The organism is Planifilum fimeticola, from assembly GCF_003001905.1.
Lineage (GTDB): Bacteria > Bacillota > Bacilli > Thermoactinomycetales > DSM-44946 > Planifilum > Planifilum fimeticola.
In genome coordinates, this window is the sequence record NZ_PVNE01000009.1 from 96,163 (window position 1) to 118,676 (window position 22,514).

Annotated in this window: 18 protein-coding genes; 16 read left to right on the top strand and 2 right to left on the bottom strand. The window is 58.8% G+C overall.

The window, feature by feature from the left end:
• Nucleotides 1–262 precede the first annotated feature (262 nt).
• From CLV97_RS07500 to CLV97_RS07550, 10 genes are all read left to right on the top strand, one after another.
• Entirely contained in the window at nt 263–1,195 is a 933-nt protein-coding gene (locus tag CLV97_RS07500; RefSeq protein WP_170070400.1) for a DMT family transporter, read from the top strand.
• Between the two features lie 76 nt (nt 1,196–1,271).
• On the top strand, nt 1,272–2,000 hold the full coding sequence (locus CLV97_RS07505; protein ID WP_106344929.1) for an MOSC domain-containing protein: 729 nt from the start codon (nt 1,272–1,274) through the stop codon (nt 1,998–2,000).
• 108 nt (nt 2,001–2,108) lie between these two features.
• Nucleotides 2,109–3,386, top strand: coding sequence for an NADP-dependent malic enzyme (ystJ, locus tag CLV97_RS07510; RefSeq protein WP_106344908.1), 1,278 nt, complete (start codon nt 2,109–2,111; stop codon nt 3,384–3,386).
• A 144-nt stretch (nt 3,387–3,530) separates the two neighbouring features.
• Nucleotides 3,531–3,713 (top strand): glutamate decarboxylase, encoded by a 183-nt coding sequence (locus CLV97_RS07515; RefSeq protein ID WP_106344909.1) that lies wholly within the window; start codon nt 3,531–3,533, stop codon nt 3,711–3,713.
• Between the two features lie 43 nt (nt 3,714–3,756).
• Nucleotides 3,757–4,638 (top strand): acetyl-CoA carboxylase, carboxyltransferase subunit beta, encoded by an 882-nt coding sequence (accD, locus tag CLV97_RS07520; protein ID WP_106344910.1) that lies wholly within the window; start codon nt 3,757–3,759, stop codon nt 4,636–4,638.
• Nucleotides 4,613–5,575, top strand: coding sequence for an acetyl-CoA carboxylase carboxyltransferase subunit alpha (locus CLV97_RS07525; protein ID WP_106344911.1), 963 nt, complete (start codon nt 4,613–4,615; stop codon nt 5,573–5,575). The genes accD and CLV97_RS07525 overlap by 26 nt, the downstream gene beginning before the upstream one ends.
• 118 nt (nt 5,576–5,693) lie before the next feature.
• Entirely contained in the window at nt 5,694–6,653 is a 960-nt protein-coding gene (gene pfkA, locus CLV97_RS07530) for a 6-phosphofructokinase (RefSeq protein WP_106344930.1), read from the top strand.
• 11 nt (nt 6,654–6,664) lie between these two features.
• The gene (gene pyk / locus CLV97_RS07535) at nt 6,665–8,416 is read left to right on the top strand and encodes a pyruvate kinase (protein ID WP_106344912.1); all 1,752 of its coding nucleotides are present in this window, start codon (nt 6,665–6,667) and stop codon (nt 8,414–8,416) included.
• Between the two features lie 976 nt (nt 8,417–9,392).
• Entirely contained in the window at nt 9,393–9,857 is a 465-nt protein-coding gene (locus CLV97_RS07545) for an acyl-CoA thioesterase (protein ID WP_106344931.1), read from the top strand.
• Nucleotides 9,830–10,228 (top strand): FxsA family protein, encoded by a 399-nt coding sequence (locus CLV97_RS07550; protein ID WP_106344914.1) that lies wholly within the window; start codon nt 9,830–9,832, stop codon nt 10,226–10,228. Before CLV97_RS07545 ends, CLV97_RS07550 begins: the two co-directional genes overlap by 28 nt.
• A gap of 97 nt (nt 10,229–10,325) precedes the next feature.
• Here the strand turns inward: CLV97_RS07550 and ytvI are convergent, their stop codons facing one another.
• Nucleotides 10,326–11,468, bottom strand: a complete 1,143-nt coding sequence (gene ytvI, locus CLV97_RS07555) for a sporulation integral membrane protein YtvI (protein ID WP_106344915.1) — start codon at nt 11,466–11,468, stop codon at nt 10,326–10,328.
• A gap of 375 nt (nt 11,469–11,843) precedes the next feature.
• Between ytvI and citZ the strand changes: the two genes are divergently transcribed.
• The 3 genes from citZ to mdh all read left to right on the top strand — a co-directional run bounded on the left by citZ (nt 11,844) and on the right by mdh (nt 15,403).
• The gene (gene citZ / locus CLV97_RS07560) at nt 11,844–12,956 is read left to right on the top strand and encodes a citrate synthase (RefSeq protein ID WP_106344916.1); all 1,113 of its coding nucleotides are present in this window, start codon (nt 11,844–11,846) and stop codon (nt 12,954–12,956) included.
• A 72-nt stretch (nt 12,957–13,028) separates the two neighbouring features.
• Nucleotides 13,029–14,321, top strand: coding sequence for an NADP-dependent isocitrate dehydrogenase (icd, locus tag CLV97_RS07565; protein ID WP_106344917.1), 1,293 nt, complete (start codon nt 13,029–13,031; stop codon nt 14,319–14,321).
• A gap of 143 nt (nt 14,322–14,464) precedes the next feature.
• Nucleotides 14,465–15,403 carry a malate dehydrogenase gene (gene mdh, locus CLV97_RS07570; protein WP_106344918.1) on the top strand — a complete coding sequence of 313 codons (939 nt, stop codon included), beginning with the start codon at nt 14,465–14,467 and terminating at the stop codon, nt 15,401–15,403.
• Between the two features lie 488 nt (nt 15,404–15,891).
• Here the strand turns inward: mdh and CLV97_RS18085 are convergent, their stop codons facing one another.
• Nucleotides 15,892–16,677 carry a hypothetical protein gene (locus tag CLV97_RS18085; RefSeq protein ID WP_170070401.1) on the bottom strand — a complete coding sequence of 262 codons (786 nt, stop codon included), beginning with the start codon at nt 16,675–16,677 and terminating at the stop codon, nt 15,892–15,894.
• Between CLV97_RS18085 and CLV97_RS18570 the strand changes: the two genes are divergently transcribed.
• The 3 genes from CLV97_RS18570 to CLV97_RS07585 all read left to right on the top strand — a co-directional run.
• On the top strand, nt 16,646–17,290 hold the full coding sequence (locus CLV97_RS18570; protein WP_245891428.1) for a CBM96 family carbohydrate-binding protein: 645 nt from the start codon (nt 16,646–16,648) through the stop codon (nt 17,288–17,290). The two genes, CLV97_RS18085 and CLV97_RS18570, sit on opposite strands and share 32 nt — an antisense overlap.
• Nucleotides 17,280–21,605, top strand: coding sequence for a DNRLRE domain-containing protein (locus CLV97_RS07580; protein WP_483878493.1), 4,326 nt, complete (start codon nt 17,280–17,282; stop codon nt 21,603–21,605). Before CLV97_RS18570 ends, CLV97_RS07580 begins: the two co-directional genes overlap by 11 nt.
• Nucleotides 21,580–22,514: golvesin C-terminal-like domain-containing protein (locus CLV97_RS07585; RefSeq protein WP_211295703.1), on the top strand; the 935-nt coding region annotated here is incomplete at its 3' end. The genes CLV97_RS07580 and CLV97_RS07585, both read left to right, overlap by 26 nt.

Below are 22,514 nucleotides of genomic sequence, written 5' to 3' on the forward strand. Positions count from 1 at the left end.
CGATGAGAAAAGAAAGTCGCGCCGGCGGAGTTTTCGCCGGCTGTTATAGGGTCGGTATTTCGTCTCTATAACAAACCATGCAAGCCAGGGCTTTCGAAATTCCCGCTTTCATCGGTTTTCGCCCCAAAATCCATTCCGATGTCCTCATCCGAAATGTTATATAATTATGTCATTGGGGGCGTCTGAGCCTCCCGTGCCGGTGGCGGGGGGAGGTTTTCGGAAGGGATCGCAGGCTGAAATGGCATCTGATCGGGGGGATTTCATGAAACAGGTGCTGGATAGGCTCTGGAACAACCCTTACCTTCTCCTCACTTCGTCGGCGCTCTTTTGGGGGAGCAATTTCGTGCTCGGCCGAGTGATGGTGGAGACGATCCCGCCCCTGCACTTGTCCCTCTTTCGGTGGACCATCGGATTGCTCGCCCTCTGGCCCTTTGCCCGCAGCCAGCTGAAGGGAGCGAAAGCCCTCTGGCGAACGTATCGGGCGCCCCTTTTCTGGATGGCGATGACCGGTGTGGTGGGCTTCAACGCCCTCACTTATCTGGCGGTCCAATTCACTTCTTCCATCAGCGCCTCCCTGTTCAATTCCGTTGCCCCTGTTTTCATCATGCTGCTCTCCTATTTCTTCCTGCGGGAGAAGATCCGGCCCGTCCAGGTCGCGGGGGTCTTCATCTCGCTGATCGGCGTCGTCTGGATCGTTTCCCGTGGAGACTGGGAAGTGCTGGTTTCCCTGAAGTTCAACGCGGGCGATCTGATCATGATCGTGGCCGTTCTCTCCTGGGCGATCTATTCCATCCTGTCCAAGCGTTTCGGAACCGTTGCCGGAGAAAAGGGCACCTTCTGGATCCTGATGGCCGTGGGCCTTCCCTTTTCGCTTTTGCTCGGCGCGGTGGAGGAAATCTACCGTCCCCTTCCCTGGTCGGAAGTGTCCCCGCTCGAGTGGCTCTGCGTCCTTTATCTCGGCATCTTTCCCGCCGTTGTCGCTTTCCTGTGTTGGTCGCGGGGCATTCAGCTCGTCGGTCCGGCCAAATCGGGGGTGTTTCTCCATCTCATCATGCCCTTTGCGGTGATTATCGCGCTCTTTTTCGGGGAAACGCCCACGCTGGCCCAGGGGGTGGGCGCGGCCTTTGTGCTGCTCGGTGTCCTGATGGCTTCCAATCCGCCCCGTAAGGGCGTGACTCGTCATCTCGAGAAATGATCATCGGATGATGAGGTTTGACTACTTCTTCATTATCCGTTTTCCGGAATCCGCGATTCGAGGGTGTGACGATTCGATGAAACCGATCGGGGAAATCAAGGAGATCATCCGGTACCCGGTTAAATCGTTCCAAGGGGAGCGGGTTCAAAGGACCCGGGTGTTGAAAGGAGGTCTCTACGGGGACCGGAGCCATGCCTTTCTGGATGAATCGAGGCCGGGCAACTTTCTCACGATTACCCAATGCCCCGAAATGGCCCGGTATCGGGCGCGGTTTCGGGGGGAGGAGTCGCCGGACCGCTATCCGCCCGTGGAAGTGACGGCTCCCGAAGGCCGGGTTTACCGCTTTGGCGATGACGAACTTCAGCGCCGCATCGAAGGGTTGGCCAAACGGAAGGTTTCGCCCGTGATGCACGATCCCAACGGCGGGCCGAACCGGGCGATCGAGGAAGCGCCGGTTCTGATCGTCACCGATGCCTCCCTCCGGGAACTCGGGAAGTGGCGGAGGCGGGAGGTCGCTTTGGAGCGGTTCCGCCCCAATCTGCTGATCTCCCTGCATGACCCGGTACCCTTTGCCGAGGATGACTGGGTCGGTCGAACGTTGAAAGCGGGCGGGGTGGAGTTGGCGGTCAACAGGCCCTGTGAGCGCTGCATGATCGTCACCGTCGACCCGAAGGATGCAAGCCGTGATCCGTCGTTGCTCAGGACGCTGGTAAATGAAAGGGACAACTGTTTCGGAGTTTACGCCGCGGTGATCCGACCCGGTGAGGTGGAGGTCGGGCAGCAGGTATTCCTGACCGGGTCCTGATCGAAGGCGGCGCCGTTCCTTTCCCGTCTTCCTTCTGATATAATTAATGCTACTCCGGGCGGTCAAGCCTATGAGACGCCCGCGAACGGAGCAAAGGAGTGAGTGGCGTTGTCCACTTTGCGCGAAGAATCTCTCAAACTGCACCGTGAACACCGGGGAAAACTGACGGTTCAATCGAAAGTGCCCGTGGATTCCGCCCGCGATCTCAGTTTGGCCTATTCGCCGGGCGTCGCGGAGCCGTGCAAGGAGATTCATACCAATCAGGAGACCGTGTACGATTACACCATGAAAGGGAATTTGGTTGCGGTCGTTTCCGACGGAACGGCCGTGCTGGGTTTGGGGAATATCGGTCCCCACGCCGCCATGCCGGTGATGGAGGGGAAAGCGGTTCTCTTCAAAGCCTTTGCCGGAGTGGATGCGTTTCCCCTCTGCATCGACACGACGGAAATCGATAAGATCGTGGAGACGGTGAAGCTGCTTTCGCCCACCTTCGGGGGAATCAACCTGGAGGATATCGCCGCTCCGAAATGCTTCATCATCGAAGAGCGGTTGAAGAAGGAAGTGGACATCCCCGTCTTTCACGATGATCAGCATGGAACCGCCATCGTCACCCTGGCCGGTTTGATCAACGCCCTGAAGGTCGTCGGCAAAAAAATGGATGAAATTCGCGTGGTGGCCAACGGGGCGGGAGCCGCAGGGATCGCCATCATCAAATTGTTGCTCTCCATGGGCGTGCAGGATGTGATCATGTGCGACAGCAGGGGAACCATTTATGAAGGGCGTCCCTACGGAATGAATCCGATCAAGGAATCGATCGCCGGCTTGACCAACCGCGACCGCGTTCAGGGGTCCCTGGCCGACGCCATTCGCGGTGCCGACGTGTTCATCGGCGTGTCCGTCGAAGGGGCGGTAACAAAAGAAATGGTGGCCTCCATGAACCGGGATCCGATCATCTTCGCCATGGCGAATCCGATTCCGGAAATCATGCCCGAGGATGCTTACGCCTCCGGGGCCAAAGTGGTCGGGACGGGACGTTCGGATTTTCCCAACCAGGTGAATAACGTGCTGGCTTTTCCGGGGATTTTCCGCGGCGCCCTCGATGTGCGCGCCCGGGGAATCAACGAGGAGATGAAGATCGCCGCGGCTCGCGCCATCGCCGAACTCATCGACGAGGATGAACTGAGGCCGGATTACGTGATTCCCGCTCCCTTCGATCCGCGTGTGGCGCCCAATGTCGCGGCCGCGGTCGCCAAGGCGGCGATGGAGACGGGAATGGCCCGCATTCATGTGGACACCAAGGAGATCTACGAGCGAACGATGCAGATGAACAAGCGGATTCCGGCGGAGGAAGCGGAGCGCCTTCTGAACCGGCGCAATTCCCTCTGAGGCGCCGGAGAGGTTTAAAGGAAAGGTTTAAGAATCGGAGCCGAGCTTCTTCTTATATCGTTGCAGTCGATTTCGCAAATATGCTATCATGTGTCCGATGGTTTGACGTTGGACGAGGCTGCTTCAGGCTGAGGAGGAACAACGATGTGGACCGTGATCTACATTGCGCCCGATTCGAAAACCGCGGAGCGGATCAAGGAACGCTTGACCGATGAAGGGTTTTTGGTCCGGATCCGCCCGATGAACCTTTCCAAGGGTCAGTATGAAATCCTCGTTCCGAAGGTGGAGTTGAAGGAAGTGCAGGAAGTTCTTCCTTCCATCCTCTGAGCATCGGACGCTTCAGTTTTTACAAGCGGATGAGGTGTTATCGTTGTTAAAGGATTTTTTCAGGAAACAACGCCGATACGCAACCATCCCTTCGCAGGATGTCAAGCGGGAAATCCCGGAGGGCATCATGCAGAAATGCCCCCGTTGCGGGGCCATCAGTTACGCCAAAGAGCTGGAAAAAAACCTGAAGGTCTGTAAATCCTGCAGTTATCATTTTTCTTTGAGTGCCCCGGAGCGGATCGCCGTCACGGTGGATGAGGGGCGTTTTTTTGAGTACGATGCCGATTTGAAATCCCTCGACCCGCTGGAGTTTCCGGACTACAAAAGCAAGCTTAAGAAGGACATGGAAAAGACGGGCCTGAAGGAGGCGGTGGTGACGGGGGAAGGAACCATCGGCGGTTTTCCGGCGGTCATCGGCGTGATGGATTCCCGCTTCCGCATGGGGAGCATGGGGTCGGTTGTGGGCGAAAAAATCGCCAGAGCGGTGGAACAGGCCGCGACGAAGCGGTATCCTCTCATTCTCTTCTCCGCCTCCGGCGGGGCCCGAATGCAGGAAGGGGTTCTCTCCCTGATGCAGATGGCCAAGACGAGCGCGGCGCTCGAGCGTCTGCATCGGGAGCGGGTGCTGTTCGTCTCGGTGTTGACCAATCCCACCACCGGCGGGGTGTCGGCCAGCTTTTCCTCCCTGGGGGACATCAACATCGCCGAACCCGGCGCGCTGATCGGCTTTGCCGGCCGGCGGGTGATCGAGCAAACCGTGCGTCAAAAATTGCCGGATGACTTTCAGACGGCGGAGTTTCTGCTGAAGCACGGGCAGTTGGACATGGTCGTTCCTCGGACAGAACTGCGCCAAACCTTGATCAAGATCCTGGAGTTGCACGCGAATGGGGGAAATGACGATGGCAAACGGCCATCTGCCCTTTGAAAAACCGATTATCGAGCTAAGGCAAAAGATCGCCGAACTGAAAAAATTCACCAAGGAAAAAGAGATCGATCTGTCTGATGAGATCGCCACGCTGGAAGCCAAGGCGGAGCGCCTGGAGAAGGAAATATACGGCAACCTGACCCCTTGGCAGCGGGTTCAGATCTCCCGCCATCCTTCCCGGCCGACCACGTTGGATTATATACAGCGCATTTTCACCGACTTCATCGAGTTGCACGGGGACCGGCTGTACGGCGACGATCCCGCCATTGTCGGCGGCATCGCCAAGCTGGACGGAATGCCGGTGACCGTCATCGGCCACGAACGGGGGAAGGACACCAAGGACAAAATCGCCCGCAACTTCGGAATGCCCCACCCGGAGGGATACCGGAAGGCGCTTCGCCTGATGCAGCAGGCGGACAAATTCGGCCGTCCCATCATCACGTTCATCGACACCCAGGGTGCCCATCCGGGAATCGAGGCGGAACAGCGGGGTCAAAGCGAGGCGATCGCCCGCAACCTGCGTGAGATGGCCGGTTTTTCGGTTCCCATCGTCTGCGTGGTGACCGGCGAAGGAGGAAGCGGCGGGGCCTTGGCCATCAGCGTCGGCAATCGCCTGCTCATGCTGGAGCATGCCTACTATTCGGTGATTACACCGGAGGGCGCCGCCGCCATCTTGTGGCGGGATGCGGCCGAAGCCCAGCAGGCCGCGGAGGCTCTGCGCATCACCGCCCAGGATCTGTCGAATTTGGGCGTGGTGGATCGCGTCATCCCCGAGCCGAAGGGGGGAGCCCACCGGGATCCCGATGCCCAGGCGGCTTGGATTAAAGAAGCCCTTCTCGAAACCTTAAAGCCCCTTCTGGAAATGGACCGAGAGGCGCTGGTCGCAGACCGGTATCAGAAATATGCCCGGATCGGCGTGTTTACCGGCGGAGACTGAGGGGTTCACCTTGCCTTTCACGCTGACAAACCCATCGTCAGCGTTTCTCTTTTTGTCCCGCGTGGACAAAATTTGTCCCTGCGGGGGAAGGAAAATATGTGAAAATGGGGTGGGAAAGGTGAAGCGAATTGCAGTGTTGACCAGCGGGGGAGACGCACCGGGAATGAATGCGGCCATCCGCGCCGTCGTCCGGAAAGGGGTTTATCACGGTCTGGAGGTCATCGGCGTATATCGGGGTTATCACGGATTGATCCACGGCGATTTGAGGCCCCTTTCCCTGGGGTCGGTCGGGGACATCATCCACCGGGGCGGAACGATGTTGTACACCGCCCGTTCCGAGGAATTCAAGACGGAGGAAGGGCAGGCCAAAGCGGTCAAGATGCTGGAAAAACACGGGGTGGAAGGGCTGATCGTCATCGGAGGGGACGGCAGTTTTCGCGGAGCGATGAAGCTCACCCAAATGGGAATTCCCGCCGTCGGCGTGCCCGGAACCATCGACAACGACATCCCGGGAACGGATTTCACCATCGGTTTCGACACGGCCATCAACACCGTGATCCAAGCCATCGACAAAATCCGGGACACGGCCACTTCCCACGAGCGGACCTACGTCGTGGAGGTGATGGGGCGGGATGCCGGGGATATCGCCTTGTGGGCGGGCTTGGCCGATGGGGCGGAGTCCATCCTGATTCCGGAAGCCCCCTACGATCTGGATGAGGTGGTGGAACGGCTCCGCCGCGGGAACAAGCGGGGCAAGAAGCACAGCATCATCCTCGTGGCCGAGGGTGTGGCGAGCGGCGTGAAGGTGGGTGAGGAGATCCGTCGCCGTACGGGATGGGAAACCCGGGTGACGGTGCTGGGGCACATCCAGCGGGGAGGATCCCCTACGGCCTTTGACCGGGTTCTCGCCAGCCGCATGGGAGCCGCCGCCGTCGACCTGATCCTGGACGGGGAAGGAAATCAGATGGTGGCGATCCAGAAGAACGAAATCCGCGGCATCCCCTTCGAGGAAGCGTTTAAGCAAAAACATCGTCCTGACTTGTCGATGTATCAGTTGGCCGGAATACTGGCGATTTAGGGGGGCAGGTCATGCGCAAGACTAAAATCGTCTGCACGATCGGGCCGGCGAGTGAAGAGCTGTCCGTGCTGAAGCGGTTGATGGAGGCCGGAATGAATGTGGCGCGCCTCAATTTTTCCCACGGCTCCCACGAAGAACACGCCCGGAGGATTGAGCGGATCCGCAGGGCGGCGGAGGAGACGGGCAAAACGGTCGCCATTTTGCTGGACACCAAGGGACCGGAAATTCGCACCGGCGACCTGCGGGACGGGGAGGTGGAGCTGAAGGAGGGAGAGACCTTCATCCTCACCGCGGAGCCGGTGGAGGGGGATGCGTCCCGGGTTTCGGTCTCCTACGCGGGATTGCCGGAAGATGTTCACCCCGGTTCGACCATCCTGATCGATGACGGACTGATCAAGCTTACGGTTGTGGAAGTCCGGGGGAAAGAGATTGTCTGCCGGGTCGTCAACTCCGGATTGTTGAAAAACCGAAAAGGGGTCAACGTTCCGGGGGTTCGGATCCAGCTGCCCGGGATCACCTCCAAGGACGCGGAGGACATCCTCTTCGGCCTCGAGCGGGGGATCGACTTCATCGCCGCCTCCTTCGTGCGAAAAAAGGAGGATGTGTTGGAGATCCGCAAGCTGTTGGAGGACCGGGGAGCGGACATCCCGATCATCGCCAAGATCGAAAACCAGGAGGGGCTGGACAACCTGGATTCCATCCTGGAGGTTGCCGACGGGTTGATGGTCGCCCGCGGGGACCTGGGGGTTGAAATTCCTGCGGAAGAGGTTCCCCTCGTGCAGAAACGGATGATCCGCAAGTGCAACCTCCTCGGCAAACCGGTGATCACCGCGACGCAGATGTTGGACTCCATGCAGCGGAATCCCCGTCCGACCCGGGCGGAGGCCAGCGACGTGGCCAACGCGATTCTGGACGGCACCGATGCGATCATGCTGTCGGGAGAAACGGCCGCGGGGAAATATCCGGTGGAGGCGGTGGAGACGATGGCCCGCATCGCCTCCCGGGCGGAGTCGGCCCTTCGCTACCGGGATCTGTTCCGGCAGCGGAGCCGGGAGCTGGAAGTGAGCATCACCGATTCCATCAGCCAAGCGGTGGTGCACACGGCGGAGGCCCTGAATTGCGCCGCGATCATCACCTCCACCGAGTCGGGCCATACGGCACGGATGGTGTCCAAGTACCGGCCCCGGGCGCCCATCGTGGCGGTAACTCCCCACGAGGAAGTGATGCGGAAGCTGACCCTGGTCTGGGGAGTGCATCCGGTGAAGGGGCGAGAGGTGAACAGCACCGACGAAATGTTGCAGTCGGCCATCGATTCGTCCCTTGCCGCCAATACCGTCCGCCACGGGGATTTGGTGGTGATCACCGCGGGGGTTCCCGTGGGTCAGCCCGGCACCACCAACCTGATCAAGGTCCACGTGATCAGCGACGTTCTGGCCAAGGGCCAGGGGGTGGGCCGACAGGTGGTGACAGGGAGAGCCGTCGTCGGAGTCAACCCGGAGGAGATCCGCAAAAAGATGAGGGATGGGGACATCCTGGTCACGCGGTCCACCGATCGGGACATGATGGATCTGTTCGAGCGGGCCAAAGCGGTGGTAACGGAAGAGGGAGGCCTCACTTCCCACACCGCCGTGGTCGGTATCAGCCTGGGGATTCCCGTCATCGTCGGGGTGGAAGGAGCCCTGCAGATGCTGAAGGACGGCATGGAGATCACCGTCGATTCGGAACGGGGATACATCTATTCCGGACGGGCCAATGTGCTGTGATGACGGGACACCAGGGATGGGTTTTGAAAAGGTGACAGGTTTCCGGGAGTGGACGCCGCTTCGCACCGCGGCTTGAAAAACCGGCGGTACACCCGCCGGTTGAGCCTGCTGACGAAATGATGTTGGGAGAAGGGATGTGCCGCTGAGTGCCTGTGCGAGTCGAAGCGGCACACACCCCTTTCGGCATGATGTGGGTGGCTTTGCGACGCTTCTAAAAAGGTCGTGAATGCGATTTTTCGCTTCGGCGCCATGCGGCAGGGGTCACGGCGGAAAATCGGTCCCTCCCGATACTTGGTCGATAGCTTGCCGGCGGTACACCCGCCGGTTTTTTGTCAGGGGATGATGGCGGCGTTCACGCCGCCGCCGGCGGGATCGCTCGGGGGTGAGAGGGACAACCCCCCGGCAAGACGATTTCGGAGAAATGGAAAGCGCCGGAAGAACCGGCGCTTTGACGGATGATGCGGAAGGGTGATACCGATATTTGGAAACCGCGTTTTCACTGGCGGTCAGATGGTTCGCAAACGGGGATAAATCCACCAGCGCAGCTTTCTGCGCCTTTTTTTTCTTCGCCGCAGTTTCATCTGGAACCAACTCCTTTCCCAAAACGTGGTATATGCGTGAACCGTCCGCGTTTCAGGGGATACCAGATGAGTGACTCCCGCGGCTGTCGACGGGAGTTTTCGGTTCATCCTGATCTGTTCTTGACGATCCCCGAAAGCCCCCTCTGACCGGAATCTCCGCCCGACGGCCCGTCCCCTGTGACGCCGTCTTGGACGGAGGGTTGACAACCCTTCCCGATCTGTACGCCTTTTGCTCTTTATTTTACCGTGAAAGCGGAGGTTTTGCTATTCCCATTATGTGTGATGATCCCTTGTAATATGTATATATTCGCAAAGAGTGTCGGATTCCGTGGGGGCGTGGAAATTTGTTTGGTATAATGAGTTTGATTCCACAAACCAACCCGGAGTTGAAGTCCATGGGAGAACGAGTTTTTGAAACATCTGTTCGCGTGCGCTACAAGGAAACGGATCAGATGGGCGTCGTTCATCACACCAACTATATCGTGTGGTTTGAGGTGGGAAGGACCGACCTTCTCCGCCAGCTGGGCTTGTCGTACCGGGATCTGGAGGCCCGCGGAATCCTACTGCCGGTGGTGGATCTTTCCTGTCGTTACGCGGAAGCCGCGCACTATGACGATGAAATCCGGGTTTTGACGCGGATCGCGGATCTCAACCCGGGGAAGATCGTCTTTTCGTACGAAATCCGGCGGAAATCGGATGACGTCCGGCTGGCGCGGGGAACCACCACCCACCTGTGGGTCAACCGCGAAATGAAGCGGATGAACATCCGGCGGACCTACCCGGAGCTGTACGAGATGTTGACGGCGGTCCGGCAAGAGGAGGGGGCGGGGGCATGTTCCGGATCTTCATCCTGCTCCTGATCCTCATTCCCCTCCTGGAAATATGGGGGCTGGCCCAGATGGGAAAGTGGATCGGCGCTCTTCCCACCGTGTTGGCCGTCATCGTGACCAGCGTCATCGGCGTCGTCCTGGCCCACCGGCAGGGGCTGGAGGTTTACCGATTGACGATCCTGCAGCTGAATCGCGGTGAGCTTCCCAGCGATACGTTGTTGGACGGTTTGTTGATCCTCGTGGGGGGACTGTTGCTGATGGCTCCGGGCTTCTTCACGGATGCCGTCGGTTTCCTCCTGCTGATTCCTTACATACGGGGAATCGTGAGATTGCTGGTGAAGCGCTGGTTTGAAAAAATGGCCCGTGAAGGGCGCGTGATCCGAATCACCCGCCGCTGGTGAAGGAGGAGGAGGCCTTTTTCATCGGTGGGGTTCCGCCCCTTTTTTGAACAAAGAAGGAGCCGTCTCCGTGACCAACGGAGACGGCTCCTTTGTTATTTTACGAACGGTTGAAGGAATCTCCCTTGATGAAGCGCCACAGATCGCGGAAGACGTGGGCCCGGTAAAGGGCGATCATGATTACCACGCTGACCGGACCGATGATCAATCCGATGAAACCGAACAGGTTGAGTCCCACGAACAGGGCGATCAGGGTGGTCAAGGGGTCCAGCCCCACATTGCTGGAGACCAATTTGGCTTCCAGAGATTGGCGAACCACGAGAAGCACACCGTAAAGGATCAAAAGGCCCACGGCCAGCTTCGTGTCTCCGCCGAAGAAATACGAGTAGGCGGACCAGGGAACCAGCACCGCTCCCACGCCGAGGTAGGGGAGCAGGTCCACCACCCCGACGATGATCGCCACGGTCAGGGCGTACTTGACACCGAGGATCCACAGGCCGACCAGCACCAGAATGGCCGTGATGGTGATCAGCGTAAGCTGAGCCCGCACAAACCCGAACAGGGAGACCCGGATGTCCTTCAACACAATCCCTCCCGTCCTGCGGACGCGCTCCGGGAGGACCCGGTTGATGGTGGCCCGCATTCGCGGCCAATCGAGGCCGATGAACAGGGCGGCGAGGAAGATAATGACAATGACGGCCACGATATAGGGAAGGTCCGTGAGGAAGGAACCGATGCCGGCGATGATATCGGTAATCATCTCGGTCCCCTTCTGGGTGATGATTCCCAGGTTTTCCCGTATGCTGCTGACGATTTCCTTTTGATGTTCCGGATTGTTCTGAAGATACGTCTGCACGTTGTGGATCAGCTGCGATATGCCGGTGTCCTCATCGAGGAACACATCGAGAAGATATTGGTTGAACCGGTCGAGGTTTGACGGCAAAAATTCGGCCAGCCGGGTCAGCTCGACGACGACCTGCGTGATCAACAAAACCAGCAGCGAAGAGACCACTGCCAGCACGATGATCAGCATGAGGGAGACGCCGGCCCAGCGCGGAAGGCGAAGTCTGCGCTCCAGGAAGCGGACGGCGGGCTCGATGGCCATGGCGATCAGCCAACCGATCAAAAAGGGATAGAGGAGCGGCAGGGCGAACGACAGGGCGTAATAGGTGGCGACCCCGATCAACACCAGCAGCCCGAGACGAATTAGGATTCCGATCCATTGAGATGAACTGATATTCATTGTTTCGCCTCCGCCGTTTATTTGGCGCTGACATTATACCATTTTTAGCGGTTTTAAAAAAGGGAAGGGACATAATAGAACGTTAATTCAATCACAATCCGGATCGGCACCATGGTGATATCCGTCGGTTTTTGTGGTAAACTATTGTCGGAATAAGAAGGGCACATCCGGTCATGGTCGGAATCGCGGGGCGGACCTCGGGTTTCGGCGACCCTTTCCCGGACCAAGATTGTGAATCTTGCGCAACACCGAACAAAGTGGGTCACCACCCCAGGGGAAAGAAAAAGTCTTTCCTGTATTTTCAGTCGAATGCTGAAAGCACTCTCCGACCGGTCGTGCCCTGGGTCGCAGATCAGATAGCAAAGGAGAGATCATATGACGGTAGCCAAGGGATTGGAGGGCGTAGTTGCGGTAACTTCCGAAGTCAGCTCGATCATCGACGGCGTGCTGACCTACCGGGGGATCAACATCGACGAGCTGGCCGAAAAGGCCAATTTTGAAGAAGTGATCCTCCTGCTCTGGAACGGGCGGCTGCCGAAGAAGGAGGAACTGGAAGAGCTGCAGAGGGACCTCGACGAAAATGCCTCCATTCCGGACGAGGTTTTGAATTCGCTGAAAGGGTATCCGAAGGATGTGCACCCGATGGCCGTGCTGCGGACGGCGGTATCCCAGCTGGCGGTGTACGATCCCGAGGCCGACGACAACAGCGCGGAAGCCAACCGCCGCAAGGCGATCCGGCTGACGGCCAAGATACCCACGATCATCACTTCCTTCTTCCGTCTGCGGTCCGGACTGGAACCGGTCGCTCCCCGTTCGGGACTGGGATTTGCCCGCAACTTCCTTTACATGCTGAACGGCAAGGATCCGGAAGACGTGGCCGTGGAAGCCTTTGACAAGGCGCTCATCCTGCACGCGGACCACGAGCTGAACGCTTCCACCTTCGCCGCCCGGGTGACGACCGCCACTTTGTCCGACATGTATTCCGCCATCACCTCGGCGATCGGCACGCTGAAGGGTCCCCTGCACGGCGGAGCCAACGAGCGCGTGATGGCCATGTTGAAGGAAATCGGTTCGATGGACCGGGTGGAGTCCTACATCCAAGACAAGCTGGACCGGAAGGAAAAGATCATGGGCTTCGGTCACCGGGTGTACAAGGACGGCGATCCCCGGGCGAAGCATCTGCGGGAGATGTCCCGCCAGCTGGCCGAGCTCACCGGAGACAGCAAGTGGTATGAAATGTCCCGGAAAATCGAGGCGCTGGTGGAAGAGAAGAAGGGCCTCAAGCCCAATGTGGACTTTTATTCCGCCTCGGTCTATAATTATCTCGGAATTCCCAGCGATTTGTTCACTCCCATCTTTGCCATGAGCCGGGTGACGGGTTGGACCGCCCACGTGATGGAGCAGTATGCGAACAACCGCCTGATCCGCCCGCGTGCGGAATACGTGGGGCCGAAGAACCAATCCTACGTACCGATCGACCAGCGTTAACATCTTCAGACAGGGGAGGGAGATCCTGTCCCCTGTTTTGTTGTGAATAAATATACAGTAAGGGGTGTCAGGATGGCAGCGTTCAAATGGGGAGAACCGCAATCCGGGGAAAAGATTGTCGTTGAAGGCGGAAAGCTCAGCGTTCCCGATCATCCGATCATTCCCTTCATCGAGGGGGACGGCACGGGACCCGATATCTGGGCGGCGGCGAAGCGGGTGCTGGATGCCGCCGTGGAGAAGGCCTACGGAGGAAAGAAGAAAATCGCCTGGTTTGAGGTGTTTGCCGGGGAGAAGGCCTACAACCGTTTCGGCGAATGGTTGCCCGAGGATACCTTGAAGGCGATCCGCGAATACAAGGTGGCCATCAAGGGTCCCCTCACCACGCCGGTGGGCGGCGGGATCCGCTCCCTGAACGTGGCTCTGCGGCAGGAACTGGACCTGTACGTCTGCCTGCGTCCCGTTCGCTATTTTGACGGCGTACCTTCGCCGGTGAAACATCCCGAACTGGTGGATATGGTGATTTTCCGGGAGAACTCCGAGGACATCTACGCCGGGATCGAGTGGGAAGCGGAGTCGGAGGAAGTGAAGAAGGTGATCCGCTTCCTGCAGGAGGAAATGGGCGTCAAGAAGATCCGCTTCCCGGAAACCTCCGGCATCGGCATCAAGCCCGTTTCCCGGGAGGGGACGGAGCGGCTGGTGCGGTCGGCGATCCAGTATGCCCTGGATCACGGACGGAAGAGCGTCACCCTGGTCCACAAGGGGAACATCATGAAGTTCACCGAAGGCGCCTTCAAGAATTGGGGATACGCTCTGGCCGAGCGGGAGTTCGGCGACAAGGTGTTCACCTGGGCCCAGTATGACCGGATCGCGGAGGAGAAGGGCAAGGAAGCGGCCAACCGCGCCCAGGCCGAAGCGGAAGAGGCCGGCAAGATCATCGTCAAGGATGTGATCGCCGACGCCTTCCTGCAGCAGATCCTCACCCGCCCCGCCGAGTACGACGTGATCGCCACCCTCAACCTGAACGGGGACTATATCTCCGACGCCCTGGCGGCCCAGGTCGGCGGCATCGGAATCGCTCCCGGAGCCAACATCAACTACGACACCGGGCATGCCGTCTTCGAAGCGACCCACGGCACCGCCCCCAAATATGCCGGGTTGGATAAGGTGAACCCGGGCTCGGTCATCCTGTCCGGCGTGCTGATGTTGGAGCATCTGGGCTGGCAGGAGGCGGCGGACCTGATCTACGCCTCGATGAGCAAGACGATCAGCCAAAAGACCGTCACCTACGACTTCGCCCGCCTGATGGAAGGGGCGACCGAGGTGAAGTGCTCCGAGTTCGGGAATAAGTTGATCGAAAATCTGTGAAGTCTTCACACGCGACACTGGGGCATGAAAGGCCACGCCCCTCCCCGCGCCGGATTCCGGCGCGGGGAGGGGCACCTGTGAAACACGGAGAAGGAGACCTAACCCGATTCGTCACACGGGACCCCAAAAGGAGGAAGGTTGAAGTGACCATCCGGAGAAGGAAAATTTCCGTCATCGGCGCCGGCTTCACCGGAGCGACGACCGCTCTGATGCTGGCGCAGAAAGAGTTGGGCGATGTGGTTCTGGTGGACATTCCCCAGGCGGAGGGGCCGACCAAGGGGAAGGCGTTGGACATGCTGGAATCCACGCCGGTGCAGGGGGTGGATTCCAACATCGTCGGCACCACGGATTATGCGGACACCGCCGGTTCCGATCTGGTGATCATCACCGCCGGCGTCGCCCGGAAGCCGGGGATGAGCCGCGATGATCTGGTCAGCACCAACGCCAAAATCATGAAGTCGGTGACGAAATCCGTCGTGGAGCATTCCCCCAACACCATCATCATCGTCCTGACCAACCCGGTGGATGCCATGACCTACGAGGTGTTCCGCACCTCCGGTTTCCCCAAAAACCGGGTCATCGGTCAGTCCGGGGTGCTGGACACCGCCCGGTTCCGCACCTTTGTCGCCCAGGAGCTGAACGTTTCGGTGGAAGATGTGACCGGCTTCGTGCTGGGCGGCCACGGTGACGACATGGTGCCCCTGGTGCGGTACTCCTACGTCGGCGGCATTCCCCTGGAAAAATGGCTGCCGAAGGACCGGATCGACGCCATCGTCGAGCGGACCCGCAAGGGCGGAGGCGAAATCGTCAACCTGCTGGGCAACGGCAGCGCCTACTACGCCCCGGCGGCCTCCCTGGTGCAGATGGCCGAAGCCATCCTGAAGGACAAGCGGCGCATCCTGCCCGCCGTCGCCTATCTGGAGGGAGAGTACGGGTACAACGACATGTTCCTCGGCGTTCCCACCCTCCTCGGCGGCAACGGTCTGGAAAAGGTGATCGAGCTGGAGCTGACCGACGAAGAGAAGCAGGCCCTGGACAAGTCGGCCGAATCGGTCCGCAAAGTGATGAAGCTCCTCGACTGACGGGCGCTATCGAATCGAAAAGCCATTGGGACTATGAGGGATCCTCCCTCGTGGGCTCAATGGCTTTTTTGGTTGAAACCCCGGATTGGAAATCGGAATTAAATCTGGTGGATTGACCGGGGCGGTTTTTGCTTTCGCTCCAAAGAGTGGAAAATCCCCCTGCGAAAAATCGTTCTCTTCCGACACTGGAAAATAACCCGAGAGCCCCGTTTATCCCGGGCTGATTTAGTGCTTGCATTTCCTCCTATTCCTGGGAGCGTTATCAGTTTATTGATTTAAAGTGATAATAAAAATCATTGATCTCATGATCGAATGATACACAACGAAAAATGACAAATTGGTGAAATGACAAATTATTTTATAAACTCGAAGGAATTTATTGATTAATCGCCGAATAATATCCATTGCCATCTTTCCGGCATCAATTGTGCCAAGGAAGGGGAGAATCCAGGATGAAAGGAAAATGGATGCGGAAAGGCCTTCTTCACTTAATCCTCATCACATTCTTGTCCACCGGCCTTTTCCCGACCCCGCTGTATGCCGCCGAGGCGCTGAAGGAGGGTGCAGTCACCCTTTCCCGGGCCGACTCCTCCTCCAGGCCCTTCGCACAAAGCATTCTCGGCATCAGCCCCCTTCTGATTCAATCCACTGAGGATGAAAAGGGGCTTTTGGACGCGTTTACCGGCCTCTTTAAATCGGACAGCAAAAAGAGCCAAGAACAATCCCTTGAAAACAGCACCATTCCCGCCAACCAAAAAGCTCCTGTCGGGAAAAAGGAGGCTTCTCCCAAGAAGGTGCGCGAGCTGACGGAGAAGCGGACGAAGAACGCCAAGTTCTACGAGCTCTCCGACGGGCGCATCCAGGCGGAAATCGCCTCCGATCCGATCCACTACAAGGATGCCAAGGGCAAGTGGCAAAACATCGATCCCACCGTCACCACCACCGATGAGTCCGGATACGCCTTCGGCAATAAAAAGAACAACTTCCACACTTTCTTCGGGAAAAAAGCGGACAAACTCCTGAAGTTTCGTCTGGACAAGCATTTGATTCAACTGGGCGTCGACGGAGCGGAGGACAAAAATCTCTCGCCCGTCGTAAAGAGCAACACGGTTACATATTCGGACCTCTTCCCCGATGCAGACGTGAAATATACGATCACCTCCAAATCTCTGAAAGAGGACATCATCCTGAAAAAAGCGCCGGACAACCCCGTCTTCACCTTCACCCTGAAGATGGGGGGGCGTGGAAGCGAAACCGCAAAAGGACGGTTCCATCGCCTTTGTGGGCAAGGGAGACGGACAGGTTCGCTTTGTCATGCCCAAACCCTTCATGACGGACAGCCAACCCGACCCCAAATCTCCCTACGGCAAGGCATGGAGCGACAAGGTGACGCAAACCGTCGAACAAAAGGGAGCCAACTTCACCCTGACCATCGTAGCGGACAAGGAGTGGCTCACGGATCCCAAACGGAAATATCCAGTCACCATTGATCCCACCATCATCATCCAGCCCACGCCGACCGAAAGCCAGGATGCGATGATCCTGAGCGGCGCGGACGCCGACAGCAACTTTGACACCTCTTGGCGCCTTTCCGTGGGGACGACCAGCACCTATGTCGCCCGCAGCCTGGTCAAGTTCAACCTGTCCGGAATCGAAAAGGGGACCCAACTGGACGCCGCCCGGGTGGAGCTGTACTACGATCAGGATTTCGACGCGACCATGTCCAACCCCCCCCGCCACGGTGGCCATGGATCTGCACCGCGTCACCCGCGACTGGAACGCCTCCGAGGTGACCTGGAATCAGGCCCGGGCGGGCGAAGCCTGGTCCAAACCCGGTGGAGACTTCAAATCGGATCTGGAATACAACGAAGTGATCGTGGACAATGACACCCCCGGCCAAACCGCCTATGTCGGCAGCTGGCCCTATTCCACCAATGTTTCCGGTTATTACGGAAGCAACTACCAACCCAACGACAAAGGGAGCGGTGACGACACCTACACCTGGGTACCCCGTCTGACGGAAAGCGGCACTTACCAGGTCGATGTCTGGTACACGTCGGCGAGCGACCGGGCGACCAACGCCCCCTATACCGTCCGATACAATGGGGGGAGCAAAACCTATACCGTCAACCAGCAGTCGGGCGGCGGAAAGTGGCATAAGTTGGGATCTCACTCCTTTTCCGCCGGAACGAGCCACAGCGTTGTTCTCAATGACAACGCCGACGGTTACGTGATCGCCGACGCCGTCCGTTTCATCAAATACGGAACGGCTACCTGGAACCGAGAACAGAGCAACACCTGGCACCGTTACAGCATCCGCAGCCTGGCCCAGGACTGGATCAACGGCACCCAAGCCAACCACGGGGTCCTCATCAAGATGCGCGATGAAACCCTGGGGCAGGGGGGTGTCCGCTACGCGGCCAGCCAGAACTTCGATGAAAACGCCATCCGGCCCAAACTGGTCTTGGTCTACGGCAAACCCGGCGTGGTCCTGGAGGAGCCGACCACCGTCTACGGCACCGGCGCCGAGCTCCACTGGACCCCTTATGACAATGCCGACAACGACTTTGTCGAATACCAGGTTCACCGGAGCATTTACCAAAACTTCACTCCGTCGCCTTCCACCTTGGTGGCGCCCATCCAAGATGTCAACCAAACGACCTTTACCGATACGACGGCCGAACCGACCCGTTGGGACAACGACGATCCGGACGGCAACGCCTATTACTACAAAATCGTCGTCAAGACCAAGGACGGGGATATTCCTTCCAACTCGGTTTTGACGCGCCTGCCCAAGGCGGGGATTGTCAAACGGATTCTGCAGGGATCTGCTCCGGACACCATCCTTTCCAGCGGCGCTCCGACACAAAACCGGGGGGACGAAACTTGGCTGCAGGCGGGGACGGGCAGTGCCACCTACGGCACCACCCGCAGCCTGATCCGCTTCGACACCTCCCAAATTCCCGACACCGCCAACGTCATCCTGGCGGAGCTCAATCTCTGGACCTGGTATGAATACGGCGACTCCGGCACCCTGGAGGTTTATCCTTTAAACCGCGCCTTCGGGGAGAAGACCGCCACCTGGAACCAGGCGGACAGCAGCGTGAGCTGGACGAGTCCCGGCGGCGACTATGCCGGCACGCCCTCCGACACCGTTTCAGGCATCACCAACGATCCCAAGTGGCGGGTGTGGGACACCACTTCCATCGTCCAGGACTGGGTGAAAGGGGAGAAGGACAACTACGGTTTCCTCCTCAAAAAGAAAGATGAGGCCACCGCTCCGAACGGGTATGTCCTCTTCCTGAGCGAGGAGGCCGAAGAACCTGAGCTGAGTCCGAAACTGGTGGTCTACTACACCGACACCCCGGCGCAGGGGACCTACCACGCCCCGTACACGCCGTCGCGGATGGTGCCGGGGAACACCTACACCGTCGACGTGACCCTCACCAATACCACGTCCACCACCTGGTCCGGGACCAACGTCAAACTCTCCTACCACTGGACCCTTCCGGACGGCACCGACGTGACCACCGGGGGGAACCGGGTGGAAACCGAGTTGAAACCGGTGAAAAGTGATGGGACGGTGGCGACGGAGCCGGTGGATGTGGCTCCCGGCGAGACCATCACCGTCCGGGCACAGGTCAAAACCCCGATCCAGAGCGACGAGGGGAACAAGCGGGAAGCGTTCGTCCTGAAGTGGGATTTGATCGACACGTCCACCGGAAAATGGCTTTCCCAGTCCGGCGGACCGCCGACGATGGACCAGGAAGTGATCGTCGAGGATCCCAAATCCAACCTCCTGGGGATGGAGAAATATTATCAATACGTCGGGAAAAACACCGGCGCCGGTTCCGCGACGATGGTCAACCTGGCCAGCGGCAACACCGTCTTCAGCTACGATCCCTTTACGAATCCGAGTCTCGGCCCGGCCACCTTCCTGCGCTTCACCTATAACAGCCAGGACACCTCGGATTCCGTTCTGGGATACGGATGGTCCCTGTCCGCCTCCAGCCTGCACCGGTTGGGGACGCCTCTGGATCTGCACCCCTTGAAGATCGATCAGAACGAGGGAACCGTCCGATCCGGCAAGATCGTCCTGACCGACGGGGACGGTACCAGCCACGAGTTTGAATACGACTCGTCCAATGGGATGTTTAAGGAGCCGCCGGGGGTCAACCTGTACCTCCAGCTGAATGATCCGAAGGGTACCGACCGGAAGTGGGTGATGACCCGTCCCGACCGGGCGCGGTTCTTCTTCGACGAAGAGGGTTATCTCACGGCCATCCAGGACAAAAACGGCAACGAGCTGGTGTTCACCTATGAAGAGCGGAAGTCCAACAACAAGCCGACCAAGTTCCTGCGGTATCTGACCGACGCGACGGGAAGGCGGACGCTGACCCTCGATTACTATACCAAGGAGGACACCAACAACCCGCACATCATCGACAAGGTGAAGGAAATCACCGACATCGCCGGCCGGAAAATCACCTTCACCTACAGTGACAAGGGATTGCTTACGAGCTTTACCGACGGCGCCGGCGCAGGGGACAAGCTGGAGAAGACCTTTGAGTTCACCTACGACGCCACCCAGGGGAACAAGAATGTCAAACTGGTGAGCGTCAAGGATCCGCGGGGAAATACCACCGAACTTACCTACTACGAAGCGCCGGAGGATCCGAAAAACAAGTGGAAACTGAAGACCATCACCGACCGGCTGGACGGGGTTACCCAGTTCGCCTACGCGCCGAACAGTGAAAATCCGTCCCATACCGATGCCACGGTGACCGACGCCCTGGACCGGAAGACAAAATATCTCATCGACGACTACGGCAAACCGATTCAGATCACCAACGCCAAAAACGAGACGACGAAACTGGCCTGGGACGCCGACTTCAATGTCACCCGCCTGGAAGAACCGAACGGCGCGGTGACCACCTGGACTTACGACAACAACGGCCTGTTGCTGACGGAAACGGACGCGGTGAACAACGCCAAATCGGATCCGGCCCAGCGGAAGTCGCTGAAGCTGGAATACCGGTACAGCCTGCAGGACCCCCTCGGCAAGTACCACGTGGCCGACTTGATCGCCAAAACCAGTCCCGAGGGTCGGAAGTTTACCTTCACCTACGACGATCAGGGGAACCTGCTCAGCGTGACCGACCCGAAGGGAAACACCACGCCGGAAGCGGACGACTATACGACGAAGTATACCTACTATGACAACGGGCTCTTGAAGACGGAAACCGACGCCAACGGCAACGTCACCACCTATGGGGATCCGGAGGCCTCGGACTTCGGTTACGACCCGAACGGGTATCCGAAGAAGATCACCGACGCGCTGGACAAGACGACGACCTTCACCTACGACGAGCGGGGGAATGTCACGTCCATCACCGATGCCAAGGGCAAGAAGAGCACCTACACCTACGACATCTTCAAGCGCCCCCTGATCAGCCGGGTGCCGAAGGACCAGGAGAAGGGGGAAATGATCGAAACCCCTGCCCCGGTCTATGACAAAAACGACAACGTCACCCAAAGGACGATGCCGAACGGCGCCGTCTACACCTACACCTACGACAAAGCGGATCAACTGATCGTCACCACCGAGCCGAAGGATACGGACACCTCGCCGGAGCGAAAGACGACCTTCGAGTACGACCTGGTCGGCAATCTGAAGAAGCAGACGGAACCGAAGGGGAATCTCACCAGCGATCCGGACGACAACACGGTCACCTACGACTACGACCCGGTGGACCAGCTGGTGAAGGTGACCAACAGCCTGGGGCACAAGATCACCTACGAGTACGACAACACGGGCAACCTGGTGAAGGTGACCGAGCCGAAGGGGAACGAAACGACGGAGGACCCGGACGATTACGTCACCACCTACACCTATGACTTGAACCACCGGGTGACCAAGGTGACCGACACCAAGGGTCACAGCGTGGAATACACCTACGACCACGACGGCAACCGGACGACTGTCAAGGACAAGGAAGGCACCGTCACTACCACCGTCTACGACGAGCGGGGCCTGGTCAAGGAAGTGCGGGTCCCCCACGATGACGGAGTGGAGCGGATCACCCGCTTCGAATACGACGAAGTGGGCAACCGGACGAAGGTGATCACCCCCCCGGGGTACGGAGACAACCACCGCGTACGATGCCCTGAACCGGGTGAAGGAGCAGACCCTCCCTTATGATCCGGAAAGCGGCGACCCGCGGGACAAAATGACCTACGAATACGACGCGGTGGGCAACCTGACCAAGGTGAGCGCGCCGCCGTCGGCGGGACAGTCGGTGCGGGTGGAGACCACCTACACCTACTTTGACAACGGCTGGGTGAAGTCGAGCACCGATCCCTGGGACATCACGACCACCTACGACTACAACGAACTGGGACTGCAGACCAGCCGCACCCTGACCAGCGCCGGCGGCTCCAGCAGCCGGACGATGGGCTGGAGTTACTATCCCGACGGGAAGCTGAAGGCACGATCCGACGACGGCGTGCCGGTGGGTAAAGACGTCGTCCTGGTGGACAACAGCGACACCCAGAACACGGAGACGACGGGGAATTGGACGAAGTCCAGCAACATCGCCGGCTACGAAGGATACGACTACCAGTACAACGGCAAGGGCACCGGAGCCGACACCTTCAAGTGGATCCTGCACATCCCGAAGGACGGGAACTACACGGTCTATGTGAAATACATGGCCTACACCGACCGGGCCCAGGACGCCCCCTACACCATCGAGCACGCGAACGGCACCACCGAGAAGCGGGTGAACCAGACCCAAAACGGCAGCCAGTGGGTGAGCCTCGGCACCTACACCTTCCGGGCCGACCGGACCTGGACGATCACCTTGTCCGACAACTTCACCTCGGGGAACGTGGTGGTTGCCGACGCGGTGAAGCTGGTGCGGGACAACTCCGGGGAGACGGACAACGAGAAGAAGCAATTCGAGTACACGTATGACGCCAACGGCAACCTGATCGAGATGACCGACGGAAGTTCCGGGGCGGAAATCGACACCTACAAAATGTCGTACACGGAGCTGAACCAGATCCAGAAGGTCGAAGAAATCAAGGACGGCACCACCAAACACACCAC

What these genes read in the sequence shown, in the direction of transcription:
- ytvI (WP_106344915.1), bottom strand. Translation starts at nt 11,468, where the DNA reads ATGAATATCAGTTCATCTCAATGGATCGGAATCCTAATTCGTCTCGGG.
- CLV97_RS07500 (WP_170070400.1), top strand. Translation starts at nt 263, where the DNA reads ATGAAACAGGTGCTGGATAGGCTCTGGAACAACCCTTACCTTCTCCTC.
- icd (WP_106344917.1), top strand. Translation starts at nt 13,029, where the DNA reads ATGGCAGCGTTCAAATGGGGAGAACCGCAATCCGGGGAAAAGATTGTC.
- CLV97_RS07505 (WP_106344929.1), top strand. Translation starts at nt 1,272, where the DNA reads ATGAAACCGATCGGGGAAATCAAGGAGATCATCCGGTACCCGGTTAAA.
- citZ (WP_106344916.1), top strand. Translation starts at nt 11,844, where the DNA reads ATGACGGTAGCCAAGGGATTGGAGGGCGTAGTTGCGGTAACTTCCGAA.
- CLV97_RS07545 (WP_106344931.1), top strand. Translation starts at nt 9,393, where the DNA reads ATGGGAGAACGAGTTTTTGAAACATCTGTTCGCGTGCGCTACAAGGAA.
- CLV97_RS07550 (WP_106344914.1), top strand. Translation starts at nt 9,830, where the DNA reads ATGTTCCGGATCTTCATCCTGCTCCTGATCCTCATTCCCCTCCTGGAA.
- CLV97_RS07525 (WP_106344911.1), top strand. Translation starts at nt 4,613, where the DNA reads ATGGCAAACGGCCATCTGCCCTTTGAAAAACCGATTATCGAGCTAAGG.
- CLV97_RS18085 (WP_170070401.1), bottom strand. Translation starts at nt 16,677, where the DNA reads ATGGAACCGTCCTTTTGCGGTTTCGCTTCCACGCCCCCCCATCTTCAG.
- CLV97_RS07515 (WP_106344909.1), top strand. Translation starts at nt 3,531, where the DNA reads ATGTGGACCGTGATCTACATTGCGCCCGATTCGAAAACCGCGGAGCGG.
- pyk (WP_106344912.1), top strand. Translation starts at nt 6,665, where the DNA reads ATGCGCAAGACTAAAATCGTCTGCACGATCGGGCCGGCGAGTGAAGAG.